The sequence below is a fragment of the Lelliottia sp. GFLA7 genome (assembly GCF_056490165.1).
In genome coordinates this window covers 286,864-307,258 of sequence record NZ_JBWLAQ010000004.1, presented here as the reverse complement: position 1 = coordinate 307,258, position 20,395 = coordinate 286,864, and the positions used below count along the sequence as shown (strand labels likewise).

The 20,395-nt window shown below is 49.8% G+C and carries 23 protein-coding genes; 10 read left to right on the top strand and 13 right to left on the bottom strand.

The features are described from left to right. Window positions 1-5 precede the first annotated feature (5 nt). The 3 genes from AC07RN_RS14545 to AC07RN_RS14535 all read right to left on the bottom strand — a co-directional run bounded on the left by AC07RN_RS14545 (window position 6) and on the right by AC07RN_RS14535 (window position 1,895). Entirely contained in the window at window positions 6-902 is an 897-nt protein-coding gene (locus tag AC07RN_RS14545) for an SDR family oxidoreductase (RefSeq protein ID WP_235134062.1), read from the bottom strand. Between the two features lie 143 nt (window positions 903-1,045). Continuing rightward, window positions 1,046-1,498 (bottom strand): hypothetical protein, encoded by a 453-nt coding sequence (locus tag AC07RN_RS14540; RefSeq protein WP_015960402.1) that lies wholly within the window; start codon window positions 1,496-1,498, stop codon window positions 1,046-1,048. Continuing rightward, entirely contained in the window at window positions 1,491-1,895 is a 405-nt protein-coding gene (locus tag AC07RN_RS14535) for a hypothetical protein (RefSeq protein WP_015960401.1), read from the bottom strand. Before AC07RN_RS14535 ends, AC07RN_RS14540 begins: the two co-directional genes overlap by 8 nt. A 101-nt stretch (window positions 1,896-1,996) precedes the next feature. Here AC07RN_RS14535 and AC07RN_RS14530 point away from each other — a divergent pair, with 101 nt between their 5' ends. Continuing rightward, the gene (locus AC07RN_RS14530; protein ID WP_015960400.1) at window positions 1,997-2,500 is read left to right on the top strand and encodes an ESA_00282 family adhesion-associated protein; all 504 of its coding nucleotides are present in this window, start codon (window positions 1,997-1,999) and stop codon (window positions 2,498-2,500) included. 81 nt (window positions 2,501-2,581) lie between these two features. Continuing rightward, window positions 2,582-3,079 carry a TIGR00645 family protein gene (locus tag AC07RN_RS14525; protein ID WP_015960399.1) on the top strand — a complete coding sequence of 166 codons (498 nt, stop codon included), beginning with the start codon at window positions 2,582-2,584 and terminating at the stop codon, window positions 3,077-3,079. A gap of 48 nt (window positions 3,080-3,127) precedes the next feature. Here AC07RN_RS14525 and AC07RN_RS14520 read toward each other — a convergent pair whose 3' ends face one another. Further along, complete coding sequence (locus tag AC07RN_RS14520; protein ID WP_478336688.1) at window positions 3,128-4,168, bottom strand: aldo/keto reductase; 1,041 nt, start codon at window positions 4,166-4,168, stop codon at window positions 3,128-3,130. Between the two features lie 82 nt (window positions 4,169-4,250). Here AC07RN_RS14520 and yghX point away from each other — a divergent pair, with 82 nt between their 5' ends. After that, window positions 4,251-5,138, top strand: coding sequence for a YghX family hydrolase (yghX, locus tag AC07RN_RS14515; protein ID WP_449553985.1), 888 nt, complete (start codon window positions 4,251-4,253; stop codon window positions 5,136-5,138). A 44-nt stretch (window positions 5,139-5,182) separates the two neighbouring features. Here the strand turns inward: yghX and AC07RN_RS14510 are convergent, their stop codons facing one another. Then, a complete protein-coding gene (locus AC07RN_RS14510) occupies window positions 5,183-6,829 on the bottom strand; it encodes an autotransporter domain-containing protein (RefSeq protein ID WP_478336687.1) in 1,647 nt (548 codons plus the stop codon). 26 nt (window positions 6,830-6,855) lie between these two features. Further along, window positions 6,856-7,761 (bottom strand): hypothetical protein, encoded by a 906-nt coding sequence (locus tag AC07RN_RS14505; protein WP_478336686.1) that lies wholly within the window; start codon window positions 7,759-7,761, stop codon window positions 6,856-6,858. Window positions 7,762-8,264: 503 nt separating this feature from the next. On the opposite strand from AC07RN_RS14505, the gene AC07RN_RS14500 reads away from it, so the two are divergent. After that, entirely contained in the window at window positions 8,265-9,902 is a 1,638-nt protein-coding gene (locus AC07RN_RS14500) for a methyl-accepting chemotaxis protein (protein WP_449553983.1), read from the top strand. Between the two features lie 102 nt (window positions 9,903-10,004). Further along, a complete protein-coding gene (locus tag AC07RN_RS14495; protein WP_478336685.1) occupies window positions 10,005-10,292 on the top strand; it encodes a DUF2623 family protein in 288 nt (95 codons plus the stop codon). Here AC07RN_RS14495 and fucR read toward each other — a convergent pair. From fucR to AC07RN_RS14480, 3 genes are all read right to left on the bottom strand, one after another. Further along, window positions 10,274-10,990 (bottom strand): L-fucose operon activator, encoded by a 717-nt coding sequence (gene fucR / locus AC07RN_RS14490; protein WP_478336684.1) that lies wholly within the window; start codon window positions 10,988-10,990, stop codon window positions 10,274-10,276. The two genes, AC07RN_RS14495 and fucR, sit on opposite strands and share 19 nt — an antisense overlap. Then, window positions 10,987-11,970, bottom strand: coding sequence for a diguanylate cyclase domain-containing protein (locus tag AC07RN_RS14485; protein ID WP_478336683.1), 984 nt, complete (start codon window positions 11,968-11,970; stop codon window positions 10,987-10,989). The genes fucR and AC07RN_RS14485 overlap by 4 nt, the downstream gene beginning before the upstream one ends. A gap of 315 nt (window positions 11,971-12,285) precedes the next feature. Beyond that, complete coding sequence (locus AC07RN_RS14480; protein ID WP_478336682.1) at window positions 12,286-12,894, bottom strand: helix-turn-helix domain-containing protein; 609 nt, start codon at window positions 12,892-12,894, stop codon at window positions 12,286-12,288. 587 nt (window positions 12,895-13,481) lie between these two features. Between AC07RN_RS14480 and AC07RN_RS14475 the strand changes: the two genes are divergently transcribed. The 3 genes from AC07RN_RS14475 to AC07RN_RS14465 all read left to right on the top strand — a co-directional run bounded on the left by AC07RN_RS14475 (window position 13,482) and on the right by AC07RN_RS14465 (window position 15,239). Next, window positions 13,482-13,742, top strand: a complete 261-nt coding sequence (locus tag AC07RN_RS14475; RefSeq protein ID WP_478336681.1) for a hypothetical protein — start codon at window positions 13,482-13,484, stop codon at window positions 13,740-13,742. 280 nt (window positions 13,743-14,022) lie between these two features. After that, entirely contained in the window at window positions 14,023-14,616 is a 594-nt protein-coding gene (locus tag AC07RN_RS14470) for a helix-turn-helix transcriptional regulator (protein ID WP_478336680.1), read from the top strand. Between the two features lie 8 nt (window positions 14,617-14,624). Then, the gene (locus tag AC07RN_RS14465) at window positions 14,625-15,239 is read left to right on the top strand and encodes a helix-turn-helix domain-containing protein (protein WP_478336679.1); all 615 of its coding nucleotides are present in this window, start codon (window positions 14,625-14,627) and stop codon (window positions 15,237-15,239) included. 51 nt (window positions 15,240-15,290) lie between these two features. Here the strand turns inward: AC07RN_RS14465 and AC07RN_RS14460 are convergent, their stop codons facing one another. Genes AC07RN_RS14460 through mscS form a run of 3 tightly spaced genes read right to left on the bottom strand, consistent with a single transcriptional unit; the run spans window position 15,291 to window position 17,574 of the window. Continuing rightward, window positions 15,291-15,623 carry a hypothetical protein gene (locus AC07RN_RS14460; RefSeq protein ID WP_015960387.1) on the bottom strand — a complete coding sequence of 111 codons (333 nt, stop codon included), beginning with the start codon at window positions 15,621-15,623 and terminating at the stop codon, window positions 15,291-15,293. Next, entirely contained in the window at window positions 15,620-16,702 is a 1,083-nt protein-coding gene (ydiK, locus tag AC07RN_RS14455; protein ID WP_478336678.1) for an AI-2E family transporter YdiK, read from the bottom strand. The genes AC07RN_RS14460 and ydiK overlap by 4 nt, the downstream gene beginning before the upstream one ends. Continuing rightward, window positions 16,699-17,574 (bottom strand): small-conductance mechanosensitive channel MscS, encoded by an 876-nt coding sequence (gene mscS / locus AC07RN_RS14450; RefSeq protein WP_478336677.1) that lies wholly within the window; start codon window positions 17,572-17,574, stop codon window positions 16,699-16,701. Before mscS ends, ydiK begins: the two co-directional genes overlap by 4 nt. A 167-nt stretch (window positions 17,575-17,741) precedes the next feature. On the opposite strand from mscS, the gene AC07RN_RS14445 reads away from it, so the two are divergent. Continuing rightward, window positions 17,742-18,794, top strand: coding sequence for an ABC transporter substrate-binding protein (locus tag AC07RN_RS14445; RefSeq protein ID WP_478336726.1), 1,053 nt, complete (start codon window positions 17,742-17,744; stop codon window positions 18,792-18,794). Then, window positions 18,794-19,477, top strand: a complete 684-nt coding sequence (locus AC07RN_RS14440; RefSeq protein WP_478336676.1) for a molybdate ABC transporter substrate-binding protein — start codon at window positions 18,794-18,796, stop codon at window positions 19,475-19,477. Before AC07RN_RS14445 ends, AC07RN_RS14440 begins: the two co-directional genes overlap by 1 nt. Before the next feature lie 27 nt (window positions 19,478-19,504). Here the strand turns inward: AC07RN_RS14440 and yghU are convergent, their stop codons facing one another. Beyond that, the gene (gene yghU / locus AC07RN_RS14435; protein ID WP_478336675.1) at window positions 19,505-20,374 is read right to left on the bottom strand and encodes a glutathione-dependent disulfide-bond oxidoreductase; all 870 of its coding nucleotides are present in this window, start codon (window positions 20,372-20,374) and stop codon (window positions 19,505-19,507) included. Window positions 20,375-20,395: the final 21 nt, after the last annotated feature.

The window sequence follows — 20,395 nt, the reverse complement described above, 5'->3', positions numbered from 1 at the left end:
AGTGGTTATCCCAGGTGTTCCCCGCCACATACGCCATGCACTTCTGCCGTGACGTAGCTTGACTCCTGACTCGCCAGATAAACATAGACCGCTGCCAGTTCCGCCGGCTGCCCCGCGCGCTTCATTGGCGTCTGCTGACCAAACTGTGGGATTTTTTCCTGCGGCTGACCGCCAGAAATTTGCAGTGCCGTCCAGATTGGACCCGGTGCGACCACGTTTACCCGAATGCCTTTCTCCGCAACTTGTTTTGCAAGTCCACGGCTGTAGTTGAGGATCGCGGCTTTCGTCGAAGCGTAATCCAGCAGATGTGGACTGGGCTGATAGGCCTGAATCGAAGAGGTCGTCACAATGCTGGACCCGGCTGGCAGGAGTGGAATCGCCTCCTGAGTTATCCAGAAAAGCGCCAGCACGTTCACCGCGTAAGTCTCTTTAAACTGTTCCGTGGTGAGGTCGGCAATGTTTTCGACCGCAGTCTGTTTACCCGCGACCAGCGCCAGCGTATCCAGCCCGCCCAGCGCGTCGTGTGCGGCATGCACTAGCGATCGGGCAAACGACTCATCGCTTAAATCGCCAGGGATCAGCACCGCTTTACGACCGGCTTCTTCGATGAGCTGTTTGACCTGCTGAGCGTCTTCTTCTTCGGCGGGCAGATAGTTAATCGCCACGTCAGCACCTTCACGTGCGTAAGCAATCGCCGCTGCGCGTCCGATGCCAGAGTCACCCCCCGTGACCAGCGCTTTGCGCCCACTAAGCCTACCGCTTCCCTTATACGTCTTTTCGCCGCAGTCAGGGACGGGCGTCATCTTCGATTGCACGCCGGGAGCAGGTTGTTTCTGTTTAGGGAAGTCACCGGTGTGATACTGGGTTGTTGGATCCTGGAATGTTGTCTGGTGATTTGCCATAAGGAATCTCCTTGCTCGCGTTGTAAAACAATAAGCATAGGTGATTCATCCAGGCTTTAGGGATTATTCAGGATAATCCTTAATCCCAGGACGGAACACGATCAGACGGGCTAATAAAGGCGACGCAAGGGGAGAGGTTAATGCTAAGGCGTGTTCGAGGAAGTATCTGTTTTAGAGGCCAGCGCGTCTTCATCCAGCGCAACCGTGGTGACATTGGATGTGCGATAGTCGCCATCCGCCAGTTTACGGGAGAGGCGCAGGGTAGCGGTTTCTCGGGCCAGTAAATATTGGTAATTCGTTTCCAGGCGGCCCATTATTTTATCTTTCAGCTCGGGCTTGAGTTCCATCACTGCATTAATCATCGCGCCGTAGATTTCTTCTTTAACCTGCAAAGAATATATTTCATGACGGTTTTGCCATTTCAAACGAACGACGGCTGCCGGGATCGATACCAGGTCTTGTGCAATGCGGGCCATCTCATCATTTTTATGTTTTTTCAAGGCCTCGAGATTTTGCTTTAAGATAAACTCATCACTTTTATGGTTATCTAAAGTCAAATAAACGTTATTATCTTCAACTTCTTTCACGTTAATCATCCTCTAGTTTATAAAAAATAGGGTTGTTTTTCTCTCTGGTAATAAGATTAAGCCAAATTTCGTTGCCTGCTTCATTTATTTGTTCGGACTTTTCAGCCATTATTTGACTTAATGTCTGGGCATCTATTTCGCCTTCGGCCTGCAGGTCGTTAAGGAGATGCGCAAAAGCTTCGATCTTTATCACGCGAAACAGTCGGTCTTTAATATGTCTGTCGTGCTCTTCCAGCAGCATATTACGTGATTTACCGGTACGGGTAACACCAATTAATATGTCGGCTTCGAAATCGGAAAGTTTTCTTTTTCCCTGAGTGAAATTAGCATGGCTTTCTGCTTCCCCCGATTTTGGAACCACAGAGGCGATGTGGAACCTGACCGGGACGAGATTCTCGGGCAGCATTTTTATTTCCTTTAATTTCAACCGGGTAGGATCAGATGGGGCGTGAGATTCGTTGACAATAACATGAGGCAAATTTAAAATCAAAAAAAATGGAGCCAACCATGAACAGCATTTCTTATTCTGTCATTACATTACTTTTGCTTACCGCTGGCGTTCTTTTATTGATGCGCGAGTTCAATAAAACGAAAGACACACGGCCACTCGGCGAGCAGCCTCAGCCCATTCCGATGACCAAGGAAGAGGGGGAAGATCATTTCTCGCTGCTGATGAATTCGATAACTCCGGTATGGTACTGGCGCGTCAATCATGAATATATCGATTTTCTTCATGCAACAATTAAGCGAATGAAGATGACCGAAATAAATGATACGCCGGGCCTTTTTGAAGCACAGCGCCGTTGCAGTGACCTGAATTCAGCGGTTTATAAATATTACGACAATATCAAAAAGCGCTGTCTTAACGGCGAAAAGGTCTCTTATTCAGACCTCGACGTGTTAAACCTGCGTCAGTGTTTTCGTGAGTTTAGTCTGGAAGCCTATCCAGATCTGGTGGTGATCGTCTGGCCGGAATATCAACGCCCGTTGGTTAATCCCTCAGAGGTGTAAGGTCTTTGTTGGTAAGTTGTTGCAAACAGTTCACCGCGCTGCGATATAATGCAGCCTGGTTTCGCTTGCTGACAGGACTTTATGGAACGCTTTTTTGAAAATGCAATGTACGCTTCGCGCTGGTTATTAGCACCCGTCTATTTTGGGTTATCACTGGCACTCGTCGCGCTGAGCATCAAATTTTTCCAGGAAATTTTTCACGTTCTCCCCAATATTTTCTCAGTGGCAGAGTCCGATCTGATTCTGGTGCTGCTGTCGTTAGTGGATATGACGCTGGTGGGCGGGCTGCTGGTCATGGTGATGTTCTCGGGCTACGAGAACTTTGTCTCTCAGCTGGATATCGCCGAGCACAAAGAGAAGCTCAGTTGGCTGGGCAAAATGGACGCCTCATCGCTAAAAAATAAAGTTGCGGCATCCATTGTGGCGATCTCTTCCATCCACCTGCTGCGCGTGTTTATGGATGCGAAAAACATCCCGGACAATAAACTGATGTGGTACGTCATTATTCATCTGACGTTCGTGCTGTCGGCGTTTGTCATGGGGTATCTGGATAAAATCAATCGCAGTGGCAAGTACTGATTCCCTTCACCCTCTCCGCCAGGAGAGGGCATCTGGTAGCACAAAACACTATTTATCCGACGATGCTTGCCATAAATTCAGCTGCCCATCTTCGACATGTTGATCAATGCTTTTCAGCTCGTCTTCGCTAAAGCGCAGATTGTTCAGCGCCTGCACGTTCTCCTCCAGCTGTTCCGGGCGGCTGGCACCAATCAATACGGACGTCACGCGCTCGTCTTTGAGCAGCCAGCTTAACGCCATTTGCGCCATCGTTTGACCTCGCGCCTGCGCCATTTCATTGAGCAAACGCAGGCTGTTGAGGTTGGCCTCGGTCAGCATCTTTTCTGTTAAACCGCGCACTTTTTTGCCTTCTCGCTGCATGCGAGAGCCATCAGGAATGCCGTTCAGGTATTTTCCGGCTAACAAACCCTGTGCCAGCGGCGTAAACGCAATACACCCGGTGCCGTTGGCTTGCAGCGTATCCAGCAGGCCGCTCTTATCCACCCAGCGATTAAGCACGTTGTACGAAGGCTGATGGATCAGCAGCGGGATTTTCCATTCACGCAATAAATCAGCCATCTCTTGCGTGCGCTCGGGTGAATAGGATGAGATCCCGACGTAAAGCGCTTTTCCGCTCTGAACGGCGTGCGCCAGCGCAGAGGCGGTCTCTTCCATCGGCGTATTTTCATCAACGCGATGCGAATAGAAGATATCGACATACTCCACACCCATGCGCGTGAGGCTCTGGTCGAGGCTCGCCAGCAGATATTTGCGCGAGCCGCCGGAGCCATACGGGCCAGGCCACATGTCGTAACCGGCTTTGGTAGAGATGATTAATTCATCGCGATACGCCGCGAAATTCTGGCGCAGCAGGCGGCCAAAATTCTCTTCGGCACTGCCCGGAGGCGGACCGTAGTTGTTGGCCAGATCAAAATGGGTGATGCCTAAATCAAACGCTTTGCGCAGCAGGGCGCGCTGGGTATCGAGAGGCTGCACGTGGCCGAAGCTGTGCCACAGGCCGAGTGATAGCGCGGGCAGACGTAAGCCGCTTTTACCGCAGTATCGATACTGCATATTTTCGTAGCGGCTTGGGTAGGGGGTCCAGGTCATGATATCTCCTTTCATAGCGATGAATTTTCGAAACAGCGTTTTCATTCTATCCTTATACAATCACAATTCCTGGAGATATGCGATGACGCGCCTGACCGCTAAAGATTTTCCGCAAGAGTTGATCGAATATTACGACTACTACGCGCACGGCAAAATTAACAAACGCGAGTTTCTGAATCTGGCTGCACGTTACGCTGTGGGCGGTGTGACGGCACTGGCGCTGTTTAATATGCTCAAACCGAATTACGCTCTCGCGGAACAGGTGAAATTTACCGACCCCGATATTCTCCCTGAATATATTCACTACCCTTCGCCGAACGGGCACGGGGAGGTGCGCGGCTATCTGGTGAAGCCAGCCAAAGCGACAGGAAAGGTGCCGGCGGTCGTCGTCGTGCATGAAAACCGGGGGCTGAATCCGTATATCGAAGATGTCGCCCGACGCGTGGCAAAAGCGGGATACATTGCGCTGGCGCCGGATGGGCTAAGTTCGGTCGGCGGCTATCCCGGCAACGATGAAGAAGGGAAAGTGCTGCAACAAAAAGTCGATCCGACCAAACTGATGAACGATTTCTTTGCCGCCGTTGAGTTTATGAAAACGCATCCGGAGGCGACCGGAAAAGTGGGGATCACCGGATTTTGCTATGGCGGTGGCGTGTCGAATGCCGCTGCGGTGGCGTATCCCGAACTGTCGTGCGCGGTGCCGTTTTATGGCCGTCAGCCCGCGGCCAGCGATGTGCCCAAAATCAAAGCCCCATTGCTGCTTCACTATGCCGAGTTAGATAAGAACATTAACGAAGGTTGGCCTGCTTATGAGGCTGCGCTGAAAGCGAATAATAACGTGTACGAGGCTTATATTTATCCCGGTGTGAATCACGGATTCCACAATGATTCCACGCCGCGTTACGACGAGTCCGCCGCAGATCTTGCGTGGAAACGGACCCTGGGTTGGTTCGAGAAGTATTTGAGTTAAGCGTCTGGCCGGGCAGACGTTCGCGCTGCCCGGCCATTTAACGATTAGAAGCTGTAGCTCATACCCGCCTGAACGCTGGCGTCGTTATCCACATCGCCCGTTCCCACATATACGCCCGTGTTGATCGTAAAATTATGGGCAATCGTAGCGTTAACACCCGCACCGAAAATGCCCATGGTGTTGTTGTGGCCTGAAGTATTGTGATAATCCGCCGCTTTGATATCGGTGTCGTCGCGGAATTCTTGCTGGAAGCGAGCATCAACCCACGGCATTACCTGCACGTTTTTATTCAGATCGCGAAGCGTAGTCGTCAAGCGCACGCCCGCGCCGCTGTTCCATGAAGAAACCTGGCTGTCGGCAAAGGTGACTGCGCTATCGGAGAAGCCGTTCGCTTTGGTCTGATCCCAGCCTAGCGTGGCGTAGGGCTGCAACAGCGTTTCGCCCGGCAGCACGACGTTTACCCCGGTACGCCCCTGAGCCCTATACAGGCTCCCGTCGGTCGAACCGTGAAGCGCCTCGGTCATGCCGCTGGTATCGCCGGTAACGTTATTGGCGGAAAGTGAATAGCGCATATCGCCATAGCTGATACTGCCGTCAGCAAACATCCCCCAGGATTTGCCATTCAGCGCCTGCTGCCAGCCGCCGTAAAGGCTGTAGTAATTACCGTAAACGCTGTCTTTGAAGCTGTCTGCGTCGTCGCCGGTATCCTGTACGCGGCTGCGGGTCCATGCCAGAGCGATACCGGCCGTTACGCTATCGCCATTACCCAGATGCGCCGTCCAGTCAACGCCGCCCTGGGCACCCTGGGTAATGCTTTTATAATCGACGTCGTTACTGTAGCTACCATTCTGATACAGGAAATCCCCCCAGACCTGTGCGCCGTCCTGTTGTTCACCGTACAGGTTCGCGAGATGGACCTGATTCATGTGGTTACTGATGTCATCTGCCACCTGTTGTCCGGCCTGTTCTGCAGCATCCAGACCTGCAACCAGCCCCTGGACGTCACTCGCCAGCGAACCTTTCGCGCTAGTAAATTCAATATTCCAGCTCTGGCTGTTATCCGCCGCACGCTGTGTTTGTGGCGCGCTGTCGGCGGCAGCAATATTCAGCTCATTGTTATAATTATATGCACCGCTGCGGTTCTCGACACTCTGCTGACCATTTGTAAACGTCGCCCCAGCGTATGCTTGCGGCGTGTTTGTGCTGGCGGTATTGAATGTCCCCAGAATGACATTTTTCTGATCGCGTGCAGAAGCGGTAATACTGCTCACCACCACCGCGTTATTCGCGCCTGTAATAGTGCCAAAATCCACAAAGCTATCGGTGCTCATCGTAACGGTCGCATTGCTGCCGGTGGACTGAGCAACAAGACGTGAGCCGTTTTGCAGATCCCAGGTGGTGGTATCATTAATTTTATCGATGCTGATGCTGTTATTACTGGTGGTATTGACCGTTTCGAACTGACTAATTTGTCCGGAAATCGAACTTCCGGCATCCATCGACAGCGTATCGCTTCCGTCACCGCCGTCGACATTTCCGTCAACGCGCGAATTATTGGTCAATACAAGCGTGTCATCACCTTTACCGGTGGTGATATCGCCGTTAACGGCAGCATTATTTTGCAGTGTGATGGTGGTATTCCCGCTATTCTGGCTGGCATTCACATTGCCATCAACCGTGCTGTTATCCACCAGAAGGTCATTCGCAGAATGACCTTCTAGCGTGACGTCACCCTTGACCACGCTGTTATTGGGGTTGCGCCGTTTTCATTGATAACACCAATATCACCCGTCACAGTGCTGTTATTGAGCACCAGCGAATCGTGGGTTGTGCCATACATGCCGATGGCGACATCACCAAAAGCATCGACATTCATATCGCTGAAGGGCTTGTATTGACTCAGTTTTGCCGCGAGAGCATCTATGTTTTGTGCGATTTCACTTTGAGCCGCATCGACAGAAGACCGCGTCAGCGTAATTGTGGTATCGGCTTTATCGCTCCCGGCGTAAATTCCGCCCTTATCCATCGAACTGTCACTTAAGGCTATATTTTGCGTGCCCGCGCCAGCACTAATTATGCTGCCATGGAGGACGCTGCCGTTGGTAATATTCACCGCGTGTGTTCCTTTATCCATTGGATCGAGATAGATAGCAGAGCCCATCATGTAATCTTTAGGATTATTGTAATTCCCGCTCGCGCTTTCACCATTGAGAGTCGAATGATCAACGTTCACCGTCGTATTGGTGGTTGAACCAGGTGAACCGGCTTCAATCATATCAACCGTTGCATTATTATTTACGGTTATGTTTACATTGCCACCATTGCTGCCCTGAATGTACCGTCCCGACATATCCGTTCCGGAAACGGTTAATGACTGCGTGTCACCTTCTCCTCGGGCACCGTCCATATAAATATTATCCGACGTTGCATTTGCCATTACGGCATCAGTGACGCCTTTGTCCTGATAATAGCTCCCGTTATTATATTGCGACAGACCACAAGTTTGTGCTGTGCCGTTATTAGAGCAAGGTGTGTTCGTAGAATTCGCAGCAAAGGCTGAAAGAGAAGTTAACGACATTAATACACATTGTGAAAGCAATGAGCGTTTAAGTAATTTACGCATTTTATTATCTCGAAGGTTTAAATGGGATTGGCTCCTTTTTAAAGTAAAAATATCTATTTGAGAATATTCTTAGTCTTTTGTGGTGTAATTAAATTTTAAAATATATCAGGTGGGAAAATAACCTTTAAAATATCTAAATCTGATTGGTGTTATAAAATATATTCAAACAATAAATGTTAATGATTAATTAGCACGCAAATTATGCGGGTAATGAGCTGAAAGTGCATAGATTGATTGGTTGAGGCTATGGAGAGAGTAACCCTTTAGAGTGATGTGGTTAATTTAATGAAAGCTTGTTTTACATTCCCTTATCTTCTGACATGTTAAAAAACTATTCTAAATGAGAATTAAACTCTTCAGGAAAAATTCGCATAACATCAGTCAGTCTGTGAATTATTTTTAAAATTACGTGTGTGAATAGGTATAAGTTCGCCATTTTCTGCCGATAACGAAAGTAAGACTCGCCTTTGGGCGAGTTTTCCCTAACGGCAAGGATAACTCTTATGCATATGCTTCGTAATTTTACCATCCGTTTCGTCGTGCTGGCGATTCTGGGTGTTTTTTGTTTAATGTGGGCCGGGGTTGGATTTTATAGCTCATGGTCACTTTCCAGGGTCTCAGAAGGTAATGAAACCGATCGTCAAATTGTCAAAAAAATGACAATCCTTGGACAGGGCAACGATCAATATTTCCGCTTCGTCACACGCCTGAGTCGTGCGATGGAAGCCAAAGCAGCAGGAGGCACGCCCGATTTAACGTCTGCACAAACGGCGCTAGACAACATGAGCAAACGTCTTGAGGAGATGAAAGCGGTCTCGCACGGCGCGATGAATGAAGCGGTCTTCGCAGAAGTCATCAGTACCTGGCAGGCATTGCTGGAACAAGGCATTGCACCGCAGATGGTAAAGGCGCAGCAAGGCGATGACGCGGGTTACCGTCAGCAGGCAAATGAGGTTACTCCGCCGCTCAGCCGCGCGTTTGGCGCAGCCGCGGAGAAATTCAATCATGAGGCTGGCAACACGCTCGAAGAGACGCGTGTTGTCGTCGATGGCCTGACCAGTATGACTCGGACCGTGATTATCAGTGCCATGGTGCTTGGTTTGTTGATTCTGATCTTCACCGATCGCTATTTGGTCACCATGTTGGTCAAGCCTTTAGGACGTATTCGCGAACATTTCCGCCAGATTGCACAGGGCGATCTCAGCCAGTCGGTAGAGCCATTTGGGCGCAACTGTGTGGGCCAGCTCGTCCCGCTGCTGACGGCTATGCAGGACAGTTTGCGTGAAGCGGTCAGCTCAATTCGTTCCGGTAGCGATAATATCTGGCGCGGTGCAACGGAAATCTCCAGCGGAAATAACAACCTGTCTTCACGTACCGAAGAGCAGGCCGCTGCACTGGAAGAGACGGCGGCGAGTATGGAGCAGCTCACAGCGACCGTGAAACTTAACGCGGATAATGCGCGACAGGCAAGTGAACTGGCCGATGTGGCGTCGAGCACAGCCAGTCGCGGTGGTTCGCTGGTTCAGGAAGTGGTCACTACCATGTCCGGGATTTCTGCCAGCTCGAAGAAAATCGCGGAGATCACCACTGTCATTAATGGCATTGCGTTCCAGACGAACATTCTGGCACTCAATGCGGCAGTTGAAGCCGCGCGTGCCGGTGAGCAGGGACGTGGGTTCGCCGTGGTGGCAGGTGAAGTCCGAAATCTCGCCAGCCGAAGTGCTGATGCGGCGAAGGAGATTGAAGGGCTGATTGCTGATTCGGTTTCACGCGTCGAGCGCGGGGCGAAAATTGTGGATGATACAGGAACCACAATGGAAGCGATTCTGCGGGCGGTGACAGAAGTGACGACCATCATGAAGCAAATCGCCTCCGCTTCAGAAGAACAGAGTAAAGGTATTTCGCAGGTGGGGATCGCGATTACACAGATGGACGGCGTGACGCAGCAAAACGCCTCGCTCGTCGAACAGGTCTCAAGTGCCGCTTCGGCACTGGAAGCCCAGACCGAAGAACTCCAGCGTTCGGTGCAAAAATTCCGTCTCTCTTCTCAGGAATCCGCCAGCGCCGTGGGCGTCTCATCGCCTAAAGCCATCGTTAGGGCAAAAACTACAGGCAAAACGGACGAGTGGGTTTCTTTCTAATTCCTCTAAACAAAAGGCCGCTCAGGCGGCCTTAAAATAGCATTAGGTATCGCTCAAAACTTCGCTATATAATTTACTATATATCGAGTGGGGGGGAGAGCGATGAACAATCACTTTGGCAAAGGGCTGCTGGCCGGAATGCGAGCCGAACAGGCAGACACTGCCCAAAACGTGGCACACTTTTGTTCTGACTATAAACGTGGATTTGTGCTGGGTTTTTCGCAGCGCATGTTTGAGCAAACGGGTGACCGTCAGCTTAGCGCCTGGGAAGCGGGTATTTTGACGCGTCGTTACGGGCTGGATCGCGATATGGTGATGGACTTTTTTAAAGAGAACCCGTCCAGCACGACGCTGCGCTACATTATGGCGGGTTATCGGCTTGAGGGATGAGCGTCACTGACGATTTGCGTGACCTGCGAAAGGTCACCAATTTTTACTTCGCTTGCGCGCTGAAATTTACTCTTATCAATGAGTAGCAGCGACTGGCTGGCACGTTTAAGAAGCTGCGCCTTAAATCCAGCGCTCTGCTCCGTTGGATCCCACATGTTTCCCGCTTCATCTACGCCTTCGCAGGAAAAGATAAACAGATCGACTTCAATGCTTTTCAGCGACGTCACCAGCGCAGGATTGACGTAGCAGCGGTATTTCCGCTCCAGTATTCCACCAGAACAGATCAGCGTGATTTTTTCGCGTTTCGCCATTTCATGGCATATCGGCAGGCTGTTGGTAAACACCGTCAGTTCGATATCGGGAAGCTGACGCGCGAGGTGAAAACAGGTCGAACTGGCATCGAGCGCGATGGTCATCCCTTCGCTGAGATAACCTAACGCGTGCCGGGCGATATCGGCCTTATCAGCATAATGGCTTTTTAGCCGCGCGCCAAAAGGTTCCCCCCCGTCACGATTGTCGGCCTGGATGGCGCGCGCACGCCCGTGGTGGCGCACTAATTTACCCTGCTGTTGAAGCGCCTTCAGGTCACGACGGATCGTTTCTTTACTGACGGCCAGTTGCGCGGCCAGTGTGTCGGTGGCGAGTCCGTCGCATCCGCTCAACAACTGAATAATTTGCTGCTGTCGGCTGCTTTTCACGCGTCCGTCCCGGTGCGGGAAATAGAAATCAACGTGGAACCGATCGCCACGCCGTTTTTGCCGGTGTGTTTAATTTGATACATCGATTGATCAGCGCGACGCAGTGCGTTAATAAAGTCATCTTCCGGCTGCACTTCGTCAATGCCAATTGACGCGCCAACCCGCGCCTGACCGTTGTCCAGCTCGAATGGCGTGAGTGCTGCTTGCAGGCACTTATGCGCAGTGCTATTGACCCACAAGCTAGACAACGTAAAAGGGAGTAGCAGGACAAACTCATCGCCGCCAAGACGGCCTACAATGGAGCCTTCGGGGCAGGTTTCACCTAATCGTTTACTCAATTGAATCAATAACTCATCTCCGCTACGGTGACCAAAGGTATCGTTAACGGATTTGAAATCATCAAGATCGATAAAAGCAACGCAAAGCGGCCCCTGATCTTTGAGCTGAGCAAAATGTTTGACGAGCGCATGGCGGTTTGCCAGCCCAGTGAGCGGATCATGGTTCGCCAGCAGCGCGAGTTGTTCCTCGTACTGCTTTTCTTTGGTCATATCAATGTGAGTGCCTGTGACCCTGAGGGGATTCCCGTGCTCATCCCATTCACTGACGCGCCCACGATCCAGCACCCAACTGATGGTGCCATTTTTATGCTGCATACGGTGCAGCGCTTCATAGAAGGGGGTTTTGCCGTTTAGATGGTCATAAAAGGCATCCAATACCATTTGCCTGTCATCGGGATGAAGATGTTCGCGCCAGACATCGAACTGCGCATTCAGCTCTTTCGGCTGATAGCCGAGCATCGATCCCCAGCGCCGATTGTAGATAATCAGTTTTCCACTCGGGACGTCGAGTTGCCACAGACACAGGCCGGTTCCGTCCAGCGCAGCACTCAGCTTACTGCGGGCGTCACGCGCCAGCCTGGCAAGCCGGGCATTGTGCTTTTTCAGATTTTGAATCTGTTGTTTCAGCGCCTGTTCTGACATAAGACATTTCTTAGGGAAATAAGAATGATTCTTGCCAGTTTAGCGTGTGCTTGTAAATATGATGTTGAAAAAAGAAAGAGATTTGCGTCAGGGATACGTTTATTACACTTTTGCGTGGTTGGCAGATTCTGAATGACGAAGCGTTGGAGCGCCAACGCTGTCTTTTCCCTGAACGAGCCGTCCCTTATGTGCTGCGATAGCCTCATGGCATTAACGTTGGTTTCGGCCTTGTCAAGTCAGCACGATTTTACGAGGTGCTTTTAATCTCCGCCTAAATTAAATCCAGATGATTTTGTTTTTTATATTGCTAATGAATCAATATTTTGCTGGCAGGTTATTAATTGTTATCAGCACTCCGCGCTGTAATTCAATATGCTTACCATGCTTAAGATCGCTGAGCATCTTCATAATGCCGCTGCGTGAAAGCAGCGTTTTTTCCTGAATATAATCACATGTGTTAGTGGCTAAGCGCAGTTCTTCACTTTCATTCATTAACGCGATGAGGTTGTTACGGACCAGGTCGTAAGTGGATACGCCGCAGGATGTGAAGTTGTTCTGTAAAAAACGCTTGGAACTGAACATGAAATAATAAGCAAGACTTTCCCAGAGATCCTGAGCCCGTATTTGGTCTTCAAATTTTGAGCGTGGGACGATCTCGTAGGCAATGGAACTCCTCGCCTGGAAATAAAGTTCACTGTTTTTTTGAAATAAAAGGTTAAGTCCCATGACATGCGGTGCCTTGATGTGGGACAGAAGTAAATGATCGTATCCGCGATAAATTGCAGCCGTTCCCTTATGTAAAATAAAGCACATCGGCTCGGCATATTGCTGGAGAGAGATGATTTGCCTTTCTCGACTATTTTGAATGCGGGTGCCATCAGACACGGAGTTTATAAGTTTAGCTATATGTTCTGCGGGTTTCACGGCAAGCACCATTGGTTAGTGGGTTAAACAAGTTGAGATTTCGGAATAAATGTTAGCGTACACAAATGGGCATTTCTAGTTATGAATCCAGATTTGGATTCCATCACCAGGTTGAATTATAGGAGTGCTTTTGGAACTTTTTGAAAAGTCTGCAAGTCATTGTTGTAACGCATGCACAGATGCTTTTATTTAGATCTAAAAATGGAGCACATGTGCATGTTTCGGTGCTCTAGGAAATGTGCACCTAATACAAATAAAGCTAGTGTGTTAATTTTATTAAAGAATGTTATTAAATATATTTTATTTTCAAAGGGTTAAGTAAATGCGAGAAACGAAATGGATCCATGCTAATGTATAAAATATAAATAATATCAACTGTTTGCATTATCCGCTTTTACAGAATTCCCTTGTCCTTATAGAAGAACAAAGTCTTCGAGCGAGTGGGCGTATATACACAATTCAGGTTACATCACTCTGGGGGGAATGTGATGTCTTGTATGGATTCTAAAAATGGATTGTTTGAGTTGAGAGTATTACTTACGAATTTAGTAAACTAATTTGCTATTTCATTCATAGAGGACGCTCGTATGCTCCACTTTTCAGAAGTGCTCAAAGAAACAATCGCTGTATCCGTACTGTCATTCGTTTGCGCTTTCGCAGCCCATGCCACAGAGCAGGCAGAACAGCGTCACGAGGCACGTGATGTCAGGCAGGACACTCGTTCTCAGGCACGTCATGACAAACGTGAATGTAAACAAAATGATGATAAAAGTGACCATGAATGCCGTGAAGATAAGCGTAGTACTAAACAGGATGGGCGGCAAAAAGCGCGAGACATTAAGTATTAATTTATTTGACCAACCGCTTTGAATACTTGTTTATTGGGGATTTTTTATTATTAGGCATCATGATGCTATTAACGAGCTTCGTTATTAGACCATAATGTAAATCATGAATGTCGATAACCCACGTTGTCAGTTACTAATTTTCATGTAAGAACGAGTCGTTAGATTTTTAGGGCTAGTTTATTATAAAGTCATTGGATTTAGCTCAATATCTTTTTTTGGAACGATTTTTTGTTGAATAAAAATTCCTAAGAATTTTTGTTTTATATAAGCAATGGAAGCGATGAGTTCTTTACCTGTTATCATTTTGTATGAACCCCGCATATTGTTGCGAAGAGGGTTAACCGCACGCCTTCAGGATGAGGGGCATCAGGTCGTGTCGTGCACGTCAACTGAGCAACTGACTGAAGAAATCTGTTTGCAAACCGGTCGCCCCAGAGTGCTACTGGTTGGTGTCGGGGGGCTGGGTAACACGCTTTTAAGAATATTGCGTACGCTTCATGCCACCCATAAGTTGTCGCTTAAAACGGTAGTCTATCTCCCTCAACATGACGACGTGCTAGCGCGTATGTTCATGGGAGCGGGGGCAAGCCATTGCCTAACAGAAGATGAGCTTGAAAGCCAATTACTCTCGCTTATTCCTGGCTCTGCGACGGAGTATCGCCGCGGTGTGCTTTTGACACCTTCAGAACTTAATGTGTTGATTGATTATGCTTCTGGTTTGCAAGCGAACGAAATTGCCATCCGCCGTAATTGCAGCTACAAAACGGTTAGCACCATAAAACTTCTGGTACGAAATCGTTTAAATATCGAAACAAAAAGTAGCTGGGTCAATTTGCTAACCCATATTGATCAGCTCACCTCGTTGTACAAATAAGGACTCTTATGTTTACCTGCCAAATTCGCTATGTTGCTCGCAATGATATTTATCTTTCTGGGATTCGAGCGGGTCTTGAAAGTATTGTGAGCGCTAACCCTGGTTGGCATTGCCAGCTTTCTCCCTTGTCGCCATTAGCACAGGAAGAAGAACACCTGATTATTATTGACGCGACAGGGTGTGAAAATATAACTACTCTTTCACCGGAAAGTATGAGCGTACTGAATAGCAAGCATACGCTGGTCATGGTAAGGGCGATTCAACGGTGGTTAATTAAAAAACTTATTCAGCAATATAGCTGTTCCATTTTGTGCGTGGATGAGATTAATTTCCAGATGAGAGATATCATTCAGCAGACAATGGAAAATAAACGCTATCTCAGTCCTTTGATCATTCGTCAGCATCACGCTGCTTCTTTGGCTAATCCTGTCGTTTTTACGCCTGCAGAATCCACGGTTCTGGAATATCTTCGAAAAGGCTGTTCCGGTTCTGAGATATCTAGACTGTTATTTCGCAGTGAGAAAACGATCAGTTCGCATAAGCGGAATATTATGGGGAAATTAGGCGTAAGAGATGATTTTGAGCTAAATAGCAAAATTAATACATCTGTTACGGTGAGTTAAATTGTGCGCTTTACGCCGGGCAAGCCAAAGCGGCTACCCGGCGTTGTGAGATTAATGCGTCGCTTGTCCGATCAAACTTCCTGTCCCGGCACCTACCGCAGCACCTTTCAGAACACTTTTCCCGGTGACTGCCGCCGCTCCAGCGCCAACCACAGCACCTACGGCGCCGCCTTTACGCGCTGCTTTACCCGTTTTGCCGCCTTTCAACATTGCGCCGGTACCGGCTCCAACGACGGCCCCGCCAACGGTGGATTTCACACTTTTACCTGTAGCTGCGCCGATGGCTGCACCGGCAACGGCTCCGGCGGCAGTTTTATCCATCGCCATGCCCGAGGTGGAGAAAATCAGAGCGCTTATAATCAGTGTCGTTTTAATCATATTCATGACAGTTCCTTTGCAGAGATAGGTTGATAATGTGCTTCGCTCACCCATGTGGAGAGCAATTTCCAGGATACTGCCAGTAACACTGGACCAATCATTAGGCCAATCATGCCCCATGTCAGCATGCCGCCTATAACACCGGTCATGATCAGCAGCAGCGAGGTATCTGCGCCGCGTTTAATCAATATCGGTTTGAGAATGTTATCCAGTGAACCGGCAATCACCGTCCAGACAAGTAACACTGCGCCATTCCAGTGTTCACCCTGGTAAAATAGCCAGATAAGTGCTGGTAGCATGATAATCACAGGGCCGAGCTGCATCAGGCAGAGCACAAATATAATACCTGTCAGCAGGGCGCTTGACGGGATATGGCAGACTGCCAGCCCCACTCCCGCAAAGACGGATTGAATCACTGCGGTCAGCACGACGCCCATCGCCACGGCCTGAATTGTTGTTCCGGCGAGCAGCACCGCGTTGTCGCCGCGAGCACCTGCAATGCGGAAAGCGAACTGACGCAGACCACGGGTGATCGTCGTTCCATAAAGGTAAAATGCCAGACAGGCGAGAAGCATCATCAGCCCATTCACAAACAATGCGCCAAATTGCGAAAGGCCTTGCGCCAGTATCACGATAACTTTTGTGATCCACGGTTTCAGCGTGTCAAAAATACTCTCAGCATTTTCATGAATCAGCGCCAGCCATTTGCGATGTAAATGCTCACCAACCAGCGGGATATGCGCCAGGAAGTCCAGCGAAGGCAGGTGAGATTTATCGAGATGCATCAGCCACTGCAGCAGGTCTTCAAACAGTGTTGAAAGCATCCCGGCACTGAAAATTATCGGCAGCAGAAATATCGCCGTCAGAAAAACCATCATGGCTGTTATCGCGAGCTTTCTACGGCCACCGAGTTTGCGTTGAACGGTGGTATAAAGCGGCCAGGTCGCAATAACGATCAGACCAGCCCACACGATGCTCAGCAGAAAAGGGTGCAGGATCCAGATGGCGGAACACAACAATGTGAGGATGATAAGGATGCCAAAAAGCGTTTGCGGTAAATCACGGGGATGTTTAATGGCATTCATTGTTGCATCAACTCCAGCGAAGGCGAACGTTGACGCTGATCGTTTACATGCACATCCATCTGCGTGTACGGCATCTGAATCTGATTGGCATCCAGCGCATTTTTGATGTTTTCCATCAGATCGTAATACACATCCCAGTAATGCTTATTGTCAGTCCATACGCGAACCACAAAATTCAATGAGGAAGGGGCAAATTCATTGAGACGTATGATGTGACCCTTGTCGTGGTGAATGCGTGGATCGAGCAGAATGACCGTTTTAATGACATTTTTAAGATGTTCAATTGAGGTGTTATAGGCCACACCCAGCGTAATATCGACGCGACGTTCCTTTTGACGGGAAAAGTTAGTGATCTCGCTGGCGATAATTTTACCGTTGGGCACCACGACCATTTTATTGTCGGATGTGCGCAGGGTGGTTGAGAAAATATGCACTTCTTCAATCGTGCCAGCCACGGCCCCCACGCTCGCGTATTCACCGGCGCGAATAGGGCGCAGCGTCACCAGTAAAACGCCCGCCGCGAAGTTCGCAAGTGAGCCTTGCAGCGCCAGGCCGATCGCCAGCCCGGCAGCACCAATCACCGCGATAATGGATGATGTCTCAACGCCGATGCGCCCGAGTGCGGCGATTGCCGCAAACGCCACCATGGCGTAGCGCAACAGTGCGCTGCAAAACTGGGTAATGGTTTTATCGACGTGGCGACTTAAGAGTAATTTTTTAAATCCGCTGCTGGTGACGCGGGCGATAAAAAGCCCTACGAATAAAAGAAAAATAGCGCCAAACAGATTGGCGATCCCCTGCACGATAACGGATTCGTTATTAATGACCCAGTGGATTAACTGCTTGATCCCGGGAAAAGCTTCGAACTTCATGACGGTGTTCCGGTTATAAAGAAAACCCGCATTTTAGTGAGTGCCCAGCGCGATCCCGCCGGGTATTTAATCCAAATTTAGAGCGAAATTCGCTACTCCCGAAGAGGGGCACGACGTTTTAGTTGATTCGTTATATAATAATTTGCATAACGAAAAATGAGGACATGATGAAAAAACAATTATGGCGGGGAGCAGTTTTTATTTTACTGATTTATCTATCGTTATCATCGGAGGCCGCGCGGCAGATAACGGATCAGATCGGACGTCAGGTGACAATTCCTGATGAAGTGGATCGTGTAGTGGTTCTCCAGCATCAGACCCTGAATTTGCTGGTGCAAATGAACGCTACCGACAAAATCGTCGGGATTCTGGCGAACTGGAAGCAACAGCTTGGAGAGGGTTACGTGCGCCTTGCGCCGGAGCTAAACCAAAAAGCGACGCTTGGCGATCTCACTCACGTTGATCCTGAAAAACTCATCGCGCTGCATCCGCAGGTGGTGTTTGTGACCAACTACGCACCGCAGGAGATGATCGACAAGATCAGCAGTTTAGGCATTCCCGTGGTGGCCATTTCGCTGCGCCATGATGCTGCGGGCGAGAAAGCCAAAATGAATCCAACGCTGACTGATGAAGAAAAGGCCTACGATCAGGGGCTGCGCGAAGGCATTACGCTGATCGGTGAGATCGTCAATAAACCTCAGGAAGCAAAAGCGTTGATCGACGCGACGGTTAAAGGCCGCAAAAGGGTCAGCGATCGCCTGAAAGATATTCCTGAACAAAAACGTATTCGCGCCTACATGGCGAATCCAGAACTGACGACGTACGGTTCTGGAAAATACACGGGCCTGATGATGGCACATGCCGGCGCAATAAATGTGGCAGCAGCGACGCTTCAAGGATTCAAAACGGTGGAGATGGAGCAAGTCATTGCATGGAACCCGCAGGTCATTTTTGTGCAGGACCGCTATCCCTCGGTAGTCGACGAGATCAAAAACTCTGCCCAGTGGCAGGTCATTGATGCGGTGAAAAACCAGCGTGTCTATCTGATGCCTGATTATGCCAAAGCCTGGGGATACCCAATGCCGGAAGCAATGGGTATCGGTGAATTGTGGATGGCGAAAAAACTCTATCCCGAAAAATTCAAAGATGTGGATATGCACAAAGTAGCGAACGACTGGTACCAGCGTTTCTATCGCACAACGTATAAGGGCATCGACTGATGCGCGTGCTGGCAGCGGGCAGTTTGCGGATAGTGTGGGCGCAACTTATCGCGCACTTTTCGGAACCTGTTGAAACGCATTTTGGCCCAGCCGGAATCTTACAAGAGCGTATTCTCGCGGGGGAAGAATGCGACCTGTTTGCTTCTGCAAATCTGGCGCACCCGCAGGCTTTGCTGACGGCCGGACGCGCGCAGGCTGTCGTACCGTTTGCCAGCAATAAACTGTGCCTGACCGTGCGCAGCGATGTGATGCACAACGGCGACGACTGGCGTTCATTGCTAAACCGTACAGACTTGCGTCTCGCGACCTCAACGGTGGGGTGCGATCCTTCTGGTGACTATACGCAGGAACTGTTTAACCGGATGGGCACGGAAGGAAATACCGCGCGACAACGTGCGTTGGCGCTGGTCGGCGGGCGCAACTCTGCTCCCATTCCACCAGGAAAAATGGCGGCTCAGTGGGTGATTGAATCTCGGCAGGCGGAGATGTTTATTGGGTACGCCAGCTACGCGAAAAAAATGCGGCACATGGAGGGGTTAACCGTTTTCGCTATTCCTGAACCCTTTAACCCCCATGCACAGTATGCACTTGCGATCCTGACGCCCAAAGCACAGCGGCTGGCAGAATTTTTACAATCACAGAAAGCAAAAGTGATACTGCTTGAGGCGGGGTTTGGCGTTTAACCGGGCGGAAAACCGCCCGGACAATCATTACGCCTGACGTTTGTCTTCGGTTTGGGTATCGAAGTCGCTCGCCGCATGGCGTTCATGCAACTGCTCGGATGGCTCGCCAAAGGTACGATTGACGATACGGCCGCGTTTCACCGCCGGGCGCTCTGCGACCGCTTTTGCCCAACGCTGCACGTGGGTGTATTTTTCGGCGTCGAGGAATTCGGCGGCGTTATAAACGTTGCCGAGCACCACGCTGCCAAACCACGGCCAGATGGCAATATCGGCGATGGTGTACTCATCACCTGCGATGTAACGGCTCCGCGCAAGCTGTTTATCAAGCACGTCGAGCAGGCGTTTTGCCTCCATCGTGAAGCGGTCGATCGCGTACTGAATCTTCACCGGCGCATAATTATAGAAGTGACCAAAACCTCCGCCGAGGAACGGCGCGGAGCCTTGCAGCCAGAATAACCAGTTCAGCGTTTCGGTACGTCCCGCCGGATCTTTTGGCAGAAGGTGACCAAATTTTTCTGCCAGATACAGCAGAATATGGCCCGATTCAAATACGCGCGTCGGCGGGTTCGTGGAATGGTCACGAAGTGCCGGAATTTTCGAGTTCGGGTTAACGTCCACAAAGCCGCTCGAGAACTGGTCGCCTTCGCCAATGCGAATCAACCACGCGTCGTACTCCGCCTCGCTGACACCCAGGGCCAGCAGCTCTTCGAGCATGATTGTGACTTTCTGACCGTTCGGCGTACCCAGTGAATACAGCTGCAAAGGATGCTGCCCTACGGGCAGATCTTTCTCGTGCGTGGCGCCAGAAATGGGACGATTGATATTCGCGAACGCGCCGCCGTTACCGTTCTGTTCCCATTCCCACACTTTCGGTGGCTGGTAATTGTTGTCTGACATGTTGATCTGCCTTTTGCGTGA